Source organism: Nitratidesulfovibrio sp. HK-II, assembly GCF_003402415.2.
Classification (GTDB): Bacteria; Desulfobacterota; Desulfovibrionia; order Desulfovibrionales; family Desulfovibrionaceae; genus Cupidesulfovibrio.
This window is the reverse complement of record NZ_AP036014.1, coordinates 2,326,520-2,338,777: the sequence shown is the minus strand read 5'-3', so window position 1 is coordinate 2,338,777 and position 12,258 is coordinate 2,326,520. Positions and strand designations below refer to the sequence as shown.

General features: G+C 68.8%; 13 protein-coding genes. 5 read left to right on the top strand and 8 right to left on the bottom strand.

Going from position 1 to position 12,258, the window contains the following annotated elements:
• Positions 1-145: 145 nt before the first annotated feature.
• The gene (locus tag RVX_RS09655; protein WP_230404526.1) at positions 146-715 is read right to left on the bottom strand and encodes a hypothetical protein; all 570 of its coding nucleotides are present in this window, start codon (positions 713-715) and stop codon (positions 146-148) included.
• 154 nt (positions 716-869) lie between these two features.
• On the opposite strand from RVX_RS09655, the gene RVX_RS09650 reads away from it, so the two are divergent.
• Together RVX_RS09650 and RVX_RS09645 are read left to right on the top strand one after the other, a co-directional pair.
• Positions 870-1,133, top strand: a complete 264-nt coding sequence (locus tag RVX_RS09650; RefSeq protein ID WP_116305701.1) for a type II toxin-antitoxin system Phd/YefM family antitoxin — start codon at positions 870-872, stop codon at positions 1,131-1,133.
• A gap of 1 nt (position 1,134) precedes the next feature.
• Positions 1,135-1,395, top strand: a complete 261-nt coding sequence (locus tag RVX_RS09645) for a Txe/YoeB family addiction module toxin (protein ID WP_116305700.1) — start codon at positions 1,135-1,137, stop codon at positions 1,393-1,395.
• Positions 1,396-1,477: 82 nt separating this feature from the next.
• On the opposite strand, the gene RVX_RS09640 is transcribed toward RVX_RS09645, so the two are convergent.
• Positions 1,478-2,209 (bottom strand): HAD family hydrolase, encoded by a 732-nt coding sequence (locus RVX_RS09640; protein WP_116305699.1) that lies wholly within the window; start codon positions 2,207-2,209, stop codon positions 1,478-1,480.
• Positions 2,206-3,375 carry a DUF3179 domain-containing protein gene (locus tag RVX_RS09635; protein ID WP_230404525.1) on the bottom strand — a complete coding sequence of 390 codons (1,170 nt, stop codon included), beginning with the start codon at positions 3,373-3,375 and terminating at the stop codon, positions 2,206-2,208. The genes RVX_RS09640 and RVX_RS09635 overlap by 4 nt, the downstream gene beginning before the upstream one ends.
• Before the next feature lie 445 nt (positions 3,376-3,820).
• Between RVX_RS09635 and galE the strand changes: the two genes are divergently transcribed.
• Positions 3,821-4,885, top strand: a complete 1,065-nt coding sequence (gene galE / locus RVX_RS09630; protein WP_116305697.1) for a UDP-glucose 4-epimerase GalE — start codon at positions 3,821-3,823, stop codon at positions 4,883-4,885.
• Positions 4,886-5,166: 281 nt separating this feature from the next.
• Here the strand turns inward: galE and lpxB are convergent, their stop codons facing one another.
• From lpxB to rfbB, 4 genes are all read right to left on the bottom strand, one after another.
• Complete coding sequence (gene lpxB, locus RVX_RS09625; RefSeq protein ID WP_116305696.1) at positions 5,167-6,345, bottom strand: lipid-A-disaccharide synthase; 1,179 nt, start codon at positions 6,343-6,345, stop codon at positions 5,167-5,169.
• 4 nt (positions 6,346-6,349) lie between these two features.
• On the bottom strand, positions 6,350-7,333 hold the full coding sequence (locus RVX_RS09620; protein WP_116305695.1) for a hypothetical protein: 984 nt from the start codon (positions 7,331-7,333) through the stop codon (positions 6,350-6,352).
• A 67-nt stretch (positions 7,334-7,400) separates the two neighbouring features.
• Positions 7,401-8,282: a dTDP-4-dehydrorhamnose reductase gene (gene rfbD / locus RVX_RS09615; RefSeq protein WP_116305694.1), complete on the bottom strand. Its 882-nt coding sequence runs from the start codon at positions 8,280-8,282 to the stop codon at positions 7,401-7,403.
• The gene (gene rfbB, locus RVX_RS09610) at positions 8,279-9,301 is read right to left on the bottom strand and encodes a dTDP-glucose 4,6-dehydratase (protein ID WP_116305693.1); all 1,023 of its coding nucleotides are present in this window, start codon (positions 9,299-9,301) and stop codon (positions 8,279-8,281) included. The genes rfbD and rfbB overlap by 4 nt, the downstream gene beginning before the upstream one ends.
• 381 nt (positions 9,302-9,682) lie before the next feature.
• Between rfbB and RVX_RS09605 the strand changes: the two genes are divergently transcribed.
• Complete coding sequence (locus RVX_RS09605) at positions 9,683-10,519, top strand: sirohydrochlorin cobaltochelatase (protein WP_116305692.1); 837 nt, start codon at positions 9,683-9,685, stop codon at positions 10,517-10,519.
• Positions 10,520-10,847: 328 nt separating this feature from the next.
• Positions 10,848-11,738 carry a hypothetical protein gene (locus RVX_RS09600; RefSeq protein ID WP_230404521.1) on the top strand — a complete coding sequence of 297 codons (891 nt, stop codon included), beginning with the start codon at positions 10,848-10,850 and terminating at the stop codon, positions 11,736-11,738.
• Positions 11,739-12,012: 274 nt separating this feature from the next.
• Here RVX_RS09600 and RVX_RS09595 read toward each other — a convergent pair whose 3' ends face one another.
• Positions 12,013-12,216, bottom strand: coding sequence for a twin-arginine translocase TatA/TatE family subunit (locus tag RVX_RS09595; RefSeq protein ID WP_043607897.1), 204 nt, complete (start codon positions 12,214-12,216; stop codon positions 12,013-12,015).
• Between the last annotated feature and the right edge of the window lie 42 nt (positions 12,217-12,258).

Genomic DNA, 12,258 nt, shown 5'->3' with positions numbered 1-12,258 from the left:
CCACCCGCCAACCGGCATCGTCAGACGAAACGCCCCCACCATCACCGTCCCGCAACGCATGACGCCCGGCCGAAGCCGGGCGTTTCGCGTTTCGTGTTGCGGGGATGCGCATGGGGCAATCCGTTGCCGGACGGCTCGCCACGGCTTAGGGTTTCGCCGTGCCCTCGCCAGTGGCCGAAGCGGGCACGGCGGCCACCAGATCCAGGGTGGGCTGGGTCACCCGGCCTTCGGCCAGCAGCCGCTGGCGGGCGTCGGCCACGCGCAGGATGGACAGCGGCGTGGCCAGCAGCGGCACCAGCCCGGAGGTCAGGGCGTCGCGGTAGTAGGCGGTGTCCACGTGCTTGCCCAGGAATTCGCGCAGGGTGGCATCAAGAGAGTACCCCTCTTCCTTGAAGGCGTCGTCAAAGGCGCGGTACATCTCAAGGCGCAGCCTCTCGCCCGTGAATTTCGGCCCGGTGGCCGTCCCGGCAAGCACGCCCAGCAGCCCCTGCACCACGGCCTGCTGCCCGGCGCTGACGGCCTTGTTCTGCACCCGCTCGAACACCGGCTTGGTGCAGCTTTCGCGCGGGGGGCAGGCCCGCCCGGCGCAGGCGGCGCACAGGGCGGCGGCAAGCAGCAGCACCGCCAGGGCGGCGCGGGGGATGCCGGAGCGTCTTGGGGATGCCCGCCGGACGGTGGGAATATTGCTGGCGGCGAATTCGGGGCGTGGGGACATTACGAACTCCTGTGGATGCGACACGGCTGGGCCGGGCGCTGGGGGGGCTGCCGGGTTCGCGGTGGACGGCCATGGAGCGTCCCGTTGCGCGGGCAGTTCAGTAGCTTGACAGACAATGATATGTACGCATATTTGTACATGTCAGGAGGCCGCCATGTCAGAAGCCATCACGTACTCCGAAGCCCGGCAGAACCTTGCCCAGACCATGGAGCGGGTGTGCGATTCGCACCAGCCCATCATCATCACGCGCCAGAAGGCGCGCTCGGTGGTGCTGATGTCGCTGGAAGACTACTCCAGCATACTGGAGACCGCCTATCTTCTCCAGTCCCCCGCCAACGCCGCGCGCCTGCGCGCCTCTCTGGCCGCCGCCGATGCAGGCGAGGCGGCCCCCCGCGACCTCGTGGACGCCGGGGCTTGACGTGCTTCTCGCATGGACGCCGCAAGCCTGGGAGGACTATCTTTACTGGCAGACCACGGACACGCGCGTCGTGAAGCGCGTCAACGAACTCGTCCGTGATGCCCTGCGGACGCCGTTTTCCGGATTGGGCAAGCCGGAACCACTCCGGTTTGATCTTGCGGGATGCTGGTCACGCCGCATCGACCGCGAACATCGGCTGGTCTACAGGCTGGACGAGAAAGCGTCCATGCTTGTCGTCCTGCAATGCCGGTATCATTACTAGCTGTTCTCAGGCGCTGCGCGCTGCGGCATTTTTCGCGTTGTTTCTCCGCAGAGCCTGCTTCCGGAACATCACCGGTCCCCGGCTAGCCCATCCCGCCCATTCCGCCCATTCCGCCTGTTTCGTCCATCCCGCTTAGACCCAGCCGGGCCATCAGGTCACCGCAGTGGTCCGCCACCATGTCGGCCCCGGCGGCGTGCAGCGCGTCGGCCGGGCTTTCGCCGCTGGCCACCCCGGCGGTCAGGGTGCCCGCCCGGCGGCCGGTGACGATGTCCATGGGGTGGTCGCCCACCATCAGGGCCTCGCCGGGTGCGCGGCCAATGCCGTCCAGCGCGCGCAGCAGGTGGTCCGGGTCTGGCTTCACGCTGGGCACGTCGTCGCGGGTGAGCAGGCAGGGGCACAGCGCGTCCACGTCGGGGAACACGGCGCGCACGGCCTCGGGGCAGTTGCGGGTCACGATGGCCACGGGCACGCCCATGGCCGCGAGGGCGGCCAGCATGGGGCGGGTGAACGGAAACAGGCTGCCCCGCGCGGCGGCCTGCACCTCCACGCGGCGGATGGCGGCGTGGGCCTCCGCGTGCAGGGCGGAAGCGCCAACGGGAGAACGCTCCTCCAGCAGGCGGGCAGTGTGGGCTATCCACTCCATAACCGGCAGGTCGGGGCGTTCCGGCGGGGTCAGGTGCGCGGCCATGGCCTCGGCCACGGCGCGGCGCATGACGCCGAAGTCCAGCGTGGGCACGGCCAGGGTGCCGTCGAAGTCGAACACCACGGCGCGCACGGTCACCCCCGCGCAGCGCAGTTGACGGGGCGCGCTCATTGGAACGGAGCCAGCCCCGGCACGGTGACCTGGGGCTTGGGCGGCGCGGGCCACGCATCCGTGCCCGGCGCGACGATGGTGGCGGGGTGGAAGGCGGACCAGGCGAACCACATGGCGTCCACGGCCACCACCTCGTTCAGCACGGCCCCCTTCATGGGGCCCGCCTCGGCCTTGCCGTCGATGGTCCATTCGCTGCCGCTTTCCGCATCGACCAGACGGTTGGCGCTGCCCTTCTTGAAGGAGAAGGTGGCGGGCTTGCCCCACACCATGCGGTCGTACACGCGGATGATGTCCATGCGCCGGTCCACCACGGCCAGCAGCGGGACGGGCCCCTGTTCGATGTTGGCGATGCCGTCCTTGCGCACGGCGGCGATGTCGATGGCCACCTGCTGGCCCTGCATGTCCACGCCGAGAATGCGCGTCTTGGGCTTCATGCGGCGGTCCAGCGCGGGCACGGGGTGCATGATGCGCTCGTCGTCGTAATAGTTGCCGGGCAGCAGGTACGAGCCGTAGGGATCCTTGCCGTAGGAGCGGCGGACGGCCGTGGGGGTGGCCAGCACCTGCGCGTCGGGCAGGGCGGTGCGCGCAGCTCCCCAGGTGGTCCACCACGCGGGAATGCGCTGCAACACCTTGCCGCGCAGGGGACCGTCGATGGAAATGCCCAGCATCTGCGACCACAGGCTGCCGCTGGCGCGATCGAACAGCACGGTGTTGTTGTACAGCAGCCGTCCGTCCACGCCGAAGGTGGTCATGAACCGCCCGGCCTGCCCCTTGTAGGCGGCAACCACACCCGTGAGCGGGCTGTAGGTGATGCAGTAGGTGGCTTCGCCCACCACCTCGTTCACCGCCTCGTGCCAGACCATGATGCGCTGGGGGTAGATGCGCGGGCCGTCGGGCAGGCGCACCACGAAGACCGGTTCCGGGTCCTCCAGGCTGAGGGCGGCGCTGATGGTGGTGGTGTATTCCGGGCGGTACAGGGCGGGGATGGCGTCCGGCTTCACCTTGGTTTCCAGCAACTGGTTGGCCAGCTGCTTCAGGTCGTCGTCGGTGCGCGGTCCGGCTATGGCCGGGCCGGGGGCCGTCAGGAACAGCAGGGCGGCAAGGCAGGCAAGAACCAGTTTCGCCAGCGGCCTCCCGGTCGGCTGCCCCTGCGCGGCGGACTGCATGCGGGCGGGCAGGACGGCACGGCGCCGCGCCGGGGCATGATGACATGGCGCGCATGTTGCGCCGTGTGGTTGCATCCGTTGCCGCATGTGTTAGGTTCTCCTTGGCTGACGGCATGTTGCGCGGGCAGCGCGCCCCCGGCATGCCCGACGTGCGTTCCACTTCGGCTTGTCTCCGAAGGCGCGGGCCGAAAGCATGGTGATGGGGGCGTGCCCCGGCAGAATGCGCGAAGGCTGGTGCGCCCGCACCGGGCAAGGATAGTGAAAACGGCGGCATGGGGCAAGGACGCCCCCCGTCGTATTGGCTGTACAGGGAATGCGGACGTGGCGGCGGGCGGTACCGCACGCCGGAGGCAGGACGCACCGGACATGACATCGCGACAGCCGTCGCCGGTAGCCGCCAGTCGATTCCTGTCGCGTTTTCCGCCGATATTTCAGGAGGTGCCCCATGGGTGAAACACCCATCTGCAACGTGCTGGTTTGCGGCGGCGCGGGCTACATCGGCTCGCATATGGTCCGGGCGCTGGTGGCGCGCGGCTGCACGCCCGTGATCTTCGACAATCTTTCCACCGGCCACGCGGAGGCCGTGGACGCTGCCGCCCCGGACTGCGACCTGGTGCGCGGCGACCTGCTGGACCGCCAGGCCTTGCGCAGGGTGTTCGCCGAGTACAGCATAGACGCGGTGATGCACTTTTCGGCCCGCAGCCTGGTGGGCGAATCGGTGCGCGAACCGGCCCTGTACTACGCCAACAACGTCACCGGCACCCTGAACCTGCTGGACGCCATGCGTGAGGCGGGCGTGCTGCGCCTGGTGTTCTCGTCCACGGCGGCGGTGTACGGCAACCCGGTCACCGAGCGCATCGCCGAGACGCATCCGCTGGCCCCGGTGAACCCCTACGGCGCGTCCAAGCTGATGGTGGAACGCATGCTGGCCGACCACGCCACGGCCTACGGGCTGCGTTCGGTGGCGCTGCGCTACTTCAACGCGGCCGGGGCGGACCGGGCGGGGGGCATTGGCGAATCGCACAGCCCGGAAACGCACCTTATCCCCAACATCCTGCGCGCCGTGCTGGGCACGGGGCCAGGGCTCACCGTGTTCGGCAGCGACTATGACACCCCCGACGGCACCTGCGTGCGCGACTACATCCACGTCAATGACCTGTGTGACGCCCACCTGGCCGCGCTGGACAGGCTGCTGGCCGCCCCCGTGGGAATGTTGGGCACGGCGGCCCTGAATGACGGGCTGACGGCCGGGTCAGGCGAGCAGGGCGCGCTGCTCTGCAACCTCGGCAACGGGCAGGGGTTCACCGTGCGGCAGGTCATCGACGCTGCGGCAAGGGTGACCGGGCGCGAGGTGCCCTTCACCGTGGGGCCGCGCCGCGAGGGCGATCCGGCCAGGCTGGTGGCCGACAGCGCGCTGGCGGGCAGGGAACTGGGATGGACCCCGAAGGTTACCGACATCCGCGAGATCATCGAAACCGCGTGGGCCTGGCACCGCGATCAGAAGTACTGAGCGGGAAAGAGCCGGGGGGAAGGGGGCTTTGCGCTCTGCGGTCGCCATCTGTAAGCCTCACGCTTCGCGTTCGGCTAACAGTTGCCGCAAAGCCCCCTTCCCCCCGTGCCCCCCATCCCGCAAACTTTCTGGTTGGGGTAGGAGGCGATGCCTGTCTTCCTGCCGATTCCGAGCCAAAAAGAAGCCCCCAAATGAAAAGTTTTGGGAAGGAGGGAGGGGGTCCGGGGGAGGGCGGAAGGGACTTTTTCAAAAGTCCCTTCCGCCCTCCCCCGGTTCTGTTTCTACTTCATCTCGTCCAGAATGATGCCTGCCGCAGCATCCGCCGCGCCGGGCGGCCCGCAGCGGCGGCGCAGGTCGTCCAGGTCCGCGCGCACTCGGTCCAGTTCGCCGGGGGTGCCCAACCAGCGCAGGGCATGGTGGGCCAGCACGGCACCGTCGGCGTTCTCCTGCAACAGCTCGGGGAACACCTCGCGGTTCAGCACAAGGTTGGGCAGGCTGACCCATTTTACCTTTACCAGCCGCTTGCCCAGCCAGTACGAAAGCGGGGACACGCGGTAGGCCACCAGCGTGGGCACGCCCAGCAGGGCCGTTTCCAGCGTGGCCGTGCCGGATGCGGCCAGCAGCAGCTGGCAGGCGCGCAGGGTGGCGTAGCGGTCGTCGGGCGGCTCGACGGTCAGGGGGATGTCGGCGGGCCACAGGGCGCGCAGGGCGTCTTCGGTGACGTTGGGGGCGCGCACGCAGTGAAAGGACAGGCCGGGGCGGGCTGCCAGCAGCAGCCGGGCGGCCTTGCCGTATTCCGGCATCAGCGCCTCGATCTCCTTGCGGCGGCTGCCGGGCATCAGGCCGATGCGTCCAGGCACGGGGACGATGGCGTCCAGCCGTTGCCAGTCCATCATGTCCAGCAGCGGGTTGCCCACGTAGTCCACGTCCATGCCGTGGCGGCGGTAGAACTCCACCTCGAAGGGCAGGATGCAGATCATCCGGCGGATGTGGCGGCGGATGAAGTTGACCCGCCCGGTGCGCCACGCCCAAATCTTGGGGCTGATGTAATAGTGCACCGGAATGCCCAGCGCATGCGCGGCCTTGGCGATGCGGAAGTTGAATTCCGGCGCATCGATGAGCACCACGGCGTCGGGCCTGCGCGCGGCCAGTTCCGCCTTGATGCGGCGCAGCATGGCGAGGATGCGCGGCAGGTAGCCCAGCACCTCGGTGATGCCCATGACGGACAGGTCTTCAACCCGCAGCAGGGCGTCCTGCCCGGCCTCGCGCAGGTGCGGGCCGCCCATGCCGATGCAGCGCAGCGCCGGGTCGCGGCGGCGCAGGGCCTCCAGCAGGCGGCCGCCGTGCATGTCGCCGGAAAGCTCACCGGCGTTGATCCACACGGTACGCGGCGTGGCGGCGGGGGAAGAGCCCGGCGCGAACAGGGGGGCGGACGGGGGGGCAGATTCGGGCATGGGCATCCGCCTATGCGCCCATGCTTGCCGTGGTGGCCGGGGCGGGCGTGGGGCGCAACCGGTCGTACAGCCGGATGAGCAGCATCACCACCACCATGGAGAACAGCAGCCGCGCCCACAGGGTGCCGCCCAGGTGCGCCCCGATGAGGGTCATCAGCAGGGTGTCCTCTATGAGCGCGTGCGACAGGCCCATGAGCGACATGGCGCTGAACACGTCGCGCGGGGGCACCTTGCCGCCCTGCACCTCGTGCACGATGAGCCCGCCGCCGTAGGCGATGCCCAGGCTCAGCCCCACGATGGTGATGGTGGCGGCATTGTCGCCGATGCCCATCAGCCGCAGCACCGGGCGCAGGCAGGCGTTGAGCAGCCGGGTGATGCCCACGGCGTCCAGCACGCGCATCAGGCCCATCAGCACCAGCACGATGCCGAACACCGAGACCAGGTTGCGCGCCTCGTTCCAGGCCCAGGCGGCCAGGCTGGCCGGGGCTTCGCGCGGGGCCCACAGCATGGCGGCGGGCTCGGAAAGATAGCCGGTGGCGTCGAAGAAGGCGCGCATGAGCATGCCGCACAAGAGCGCCCCGCCGAAGCGCAGCACGACCTGGGTGGTCATGTTCAGGCCGCACTGCTGGGCGATGCGCCCTTCCACCAGCACGTTGTGGGCGATGAGCGTCATGGTGGCGAAGGTGGTCACCTGGGCCACGGTCAGCTGTTCCATGCCCGGCAGCAGCCCGGCGTAGACGAACAGGCCGCTGTATATGTTCACCAGCATGCTGGTGGCCCACGACAGGCCAAGGTCGGCGGGTAGGCCGGTAAGCCCCATGATGGGCGAGAGCGGCAGGGCCAGGTAGCGCACCAGGTCCAGCTCGGTAAGCACCTTGACCGCGATGATGATGGGCACCATCACCTTCACCAGCGTCAGCCAGACGTGAAAGGCGTCCTTCGTGGTGCCCTTCGCGGCGCGCGCGAGGGTGCGGAGGGTTTCGGCGGGCGGCATGGTCGTGTTCCTTCCGGTGTCCTGATCGTGATGGCCGCTGGCCGAAGTGCGGGCTGTCCGCGCGACGTCAGGCGTCGTGCATGGCGGGCAGGCATTCCTTGAAGATATAGTCGCGCAGGGCCTGCGGCCACGGGCGCGGGGTGATGCCGGTAACCTGGGTGAAGCGCGAGGTGTCCAGCACCGAGAAGGGCGGGCGCTGGGCCTTCTGCGGGTAATCGCGCGAGGGAATCGCGTGCACCTTGCAGGGCAGCCCGGCCAGGCTCACGGCCTCGGACGCCAGTTCGCACCAGCTGGCCTGCCCGGCGTTGGCCACGTGGAAGATGCCGGTGGCCCGCAGTTCGGCCAGCTTTACGCTGCCCGCCGCCAAATCCAGTGTGTAGGTGGGCGAGCCGATCTGGTCGTGCACCACGCGGGCCTCGCCCTTGTCGTGGCAGATGTCCAGGATGACCTTGACGAAGTTGCGGCGGCCCGGCCCGAACAGCCACGAGGTGCGCACCACGCAGGCGTTGTCCGGGCACTGCTGCAGCACGGCCTGTTCACCGGCCAGCTTGGTGGCCCCGTAGACGGATGCCGGGTCGGGCGTGTCCTCCGGCGTGTAGGGCGCGCCCTTCTTGCCGCTGAACACGAAATCGGTGCTGAAGTGCACGAGGTGCATGGACGTGCCCCGCACCATGCGCGCGAGGCACGTGGGCAACTGGCGATTGAGGCGGGTGGCGTCTTCCTCGCGTTCTTCGGCCAGGTCCACCTGGGTCCAGGCCACGGTGTTGAAGATCACGGCGGGTTCGGCCCGCTCGATGAACGAGGCCAGCGCCCCGGAATCGAGCACGTTCACGTCGTCGCGCCCGGTGGGCAGGGCGTCCCAGCCCGATTCGCGCAGCACGCGCACCAGGGCCTGGCCGAGCAGCCCGGTCCTGCCGCCGAGCACCAGCGCCTTGGGACGCGGGCTCACAATCGTTCTCCATACCAGCGTTGCATGAATTCCCTGTACGCCCCGGAGGCCACGCTTTCAAGCCATGCCGCGTTGTTGCGGTACCAGGCCACCGTTTCGGCCAGGCCGCGTTCGAAATCGTATTCCGGCGCGTAGCCAAGCTCGCGCGCGGCCAGGGAAAAGTCCATGGCGTAGCGGCGGTCGTGGCCGGGCCGGTCGGTGACGTAGCGGATGAGGCTTTCCGGCTTGCCCACCAGGCGCAGGATGGCGCGCACCACCTCAAGGTTGGGCCGCTCGGCCGCGCCGCCGAAGTTGTACACCGCGCCGGGGCGGCCCTTTTCCAGGGCCAGCAGCACCCCCCGGCAGTGGTCGTCCACGTGGATCCAGTCGCGCACGTTCATGCCGTCGCCGTACACGGGCAGGGGCTCGTCGCGCCCGGCCCGGCCGATCATCAGCGGGATGAGCTTTTCGGGGAACTGGTACGGCCCGTAGTTGTTGGAGCAGCGGGTGACCACCACCGGGTAGCCGTAGGTTTCGAAATAGGCGCGGGCCATCAGGTCGCCCGCCGCCTTGGAGGCGGAGTAGGGGCTGTTGGGGGCCAGCGGGGTTGTTTCGGTGAAGCGGCCTTCAGGCCCCAGCGTGCCGTACACCTCGTCGGTGGAAACGTGGACGAAGCGGGAAACCCCGGCCTCGCGCGCGGCGGTGAGCAGGGTCTGCGCGCCCAGCACGTTGGTGATCACGAAGGGCGCGGGGTCGTCTATGGAGCGATCGACGTGGGTTTCCGCCGCGAAGTTGACCACCGCGTCGATGCGGTGCTGCGTAAGGATGCGGCGCACCGCGTCCGCGTCGGCGATGTCGGCGTGCTCGAAGAAATAGCGGCTGCCGCCGTGGGTCTTTTCCACGTCGGCGAGGTTCAGCGGGTTGCCCGCGTAGGTCAGCTTGTCGAGGTTGACCACCGTGACGTCGGGGCTGCGGTCAAGGACGAGACGGACGAAGTTGGTGCCGATGAAGCCGCAACCGCCCGTGACGAGTAGGCGCATCATGTCTCCGTGAAGGTGACGGGTGTGCAGGAAGTGGTGCCCGGCGGCGCGCCGCGCCGACGCCGGGTGGGGCGGAGCGGGCGGCCTGTTCCGGTCTTGCTTGGTACTGCGGCCGGGCGCAATGCGCGCGGGCCGGGAACGGATGGCGGATGGTACAGGCAGCGGCGGGGCTAGGTCAACATGGTGCGGCGGGGTTGGTGCGCCGAGCGCATCGTCCAGAAATAACTTGCAATTCATTACCGTCGTGGGTAGCCTGCAAAATGGCGCTTCCCGGTGTCGCGCCGCTTCGTCTGTGTCGCACCGCTTCGCCCGGGCCGCCGCACCGGCGCTCATCCTGACCGGCCGCGCCCGGCGCGCGGCCCGCACGGTTTTCGCATCATCATGAAGAAAGGCATCCTTCTCGCCGCATTCGGCTCCGGCACCCCGCAGGGGCAGTCCACCCTTCGTCTGTTCGACGAACGGGTGCGCGCGCTGTTTCCCGGCGTGCCGGTGCGCTGGGCGTTCACCTCGGTGGTCATGCGCCACCGGCTGGCGGTCGCCCGCAAGAAGACCGATTCCGTCCAGAAGGCCCTGCGCAAGATGTGGTTCGAAAAGTACACCCATGTCGCCGTGCAGTCGCTGCACTCCATTCCCGGCGCGGAATATGCCGACCTGCTGGCCGACGTGGAGGCCATGCGCGGGCCCTGCGCCGGAGAGGACGGCAGCGGCCAGGGCGGGTTCGAGCGGGCCACCGTGGGCGCGCCCCTGCTCGACTCCGACGAGGACATCCGCCGCGCCTCGGCCGCGCTGCTGGCCCATCTGCCGCCGGAGCGCGCCCCCGGCGACGCCTGCGTGTTCATGGGGCACGGCACGTGGCACGAGGGCGAATCGCGCTACGAGGCGCTTTCCGCCCAGGTGCGCGAGCGCGATCCGCTGGTGCACATCGGCACCATGGACGGGGCCTGCACCATCGACGACATCCTGCCCCGCCTGGAAGCGGCCGGAGTGCGCCGGGCGTGGCTGCTGCCGCTGCTTTCCGTGGTGGGGCGGCATGCCGTGCGCGACATGGCCGGGGACGAACCCGACTCGTGGCGGTCGCGCATCGTGGCGGCGGGCATGGAGTGTCTGCCCGTGCTGCGCGGCACCGCCGAATACGGCGGCTTCGTGGACATCTGGCTGGACCATCTGGGCGTGGCCTTCCGCGCTCTGGATGCGGACGCGGGGCAGGACCGGGATTGATTTCGCGGCGGGGGCGGCCGTTTCCGCTCTTTCCACCCGGCAACCGTCGTGCGCCTCGGCCGCGCCATCTTTTTTCTTTCCCGTCGCCGTTTCGCGCGCAGCCCGGCGCGTCCCGCCCGCCATGTCCCTCCGTCAGGGTGCATCATCCTGCCCGCGCTGGCGTTCGGGGCCGAAATCGGCTACAACGCCACGGAACGACACCATTTTGCAGAACACCGGAGTATTCATGATGTTCCGTTGTACCGGCCCCCACGCAGGCGGCCTCGGGGCGGCTCCGTCCCCCCGTCATATACGTTCCCTGCATGCGATTCCGGCGTTCTCGCCGCGCGTGCGTGCGTCGTCCTGGCGGGTGCTGTGCGGCCTGGTCGCCATGGTCCTGGTGCTGTGCCACGCCGCCACGGGCCATGCCCGTCGGGCCGAGGCCGTGTGGGGCGAGGGGCAGGTCTCCAAGACCCGCGCCCAGGCCCAGGGCGAGGCCTTCACCAATGCCGTCACCGACGAGGCCCTGGACATCCTGCGCGCGCCCCTTTCCGAGGCGCGCCGCGCGGCGTTGCGCGAATACCTCGCCACCATCACCGGCGAGGTGGTGCGCGGCTACAGCGAGGCGGGCATGACCCAGGTGCAGGGCGGCACGCGCCTTGCCGTGGACGTGGACGTGAACCGCGACATGCTGAAGGAGCGGCTGCGCCAAGTGGGCGCGTACTACACCGCCGAAGAACCGGTGGCCATGGTGTTGCAGCTTTCGGGCGCAACGCCCGAGGTGGCCGAGCGGGTGACCAGGCTGCAACTGCTGTACGGGGTGGAGCAGCGCGCCGGGGCTTCGGTCCGCCTGGCCCTGCGCCCCCAGAACAAGGCGTGGTACGGCACCCTGGATTCGCCGGAGGGTTCCACCTCGGCCGATGGGGCCAGCGTGGACGACGTCTGGCGCACCTTGTGGGCGTGGTATTTCTCGCACCGCCAGGTGGCCGGGGCCGCTTCCGGCCAGCAGGCCGTGCTGCGGGTTTCCGGCTGGCTCACCGCCGACAGCGTGGAAGCCTTCGACCGGGCCTTGCACGACTGGGACCGCGCCCTGCAAAGCGCGCAGTTGCAGGAAGTGACCATGCGCCCCGGCGGGCTGGTGGCCACCTGGAAGCTGGTGTTGGTGAACCGGGTGGAACTGGACCGGCGGCTGGACGAATACCTTGCGCCGCGCAAGCTTACGCGCGAGGTCTCCCAGTAACGGGGGCCAAATTGTCCTTTCGTCCGTTGGCTTCGTCAAACTTCACCTGCCATGTCGGTCGAATACGATAAGAGTATACTCCCTCATGACAGGTTCGTTTTCCTTGCCAACGAACGAAAATCCAAATTTGGCCAGGCTCGCCAGCCAGTTCAGGCGGGAGTCGAAAACAGGGCGGCTTCACGGCTGGGTGTATTCTGGGGGCGGAAACGAAGAAACCCGGCGGGAACATGCCGCGCCGGGTTCCGGAAAAATGCCTGTCGGGCGCGTGGCCCGGTTATGCCTGCTTGTCGTCCTTTTCGATCTTTTCGTTCTTCTTGCCCGGAGTGATGTCGATTTCATCGGGCTCGCTGGTGGCCCGCTTGAAGTTACGGATGGCACGCCCGAGCCCGCCGCCGATTTCGGGGAGCTTGTTGGCCCCGAACACCAGCAGGACCAGAACGAGGACGACCAACAATTCCTGAATGCCGATACCGAACATATGCATGCCTCCGTTAGTGGTGTCATGCATATACACATCGGG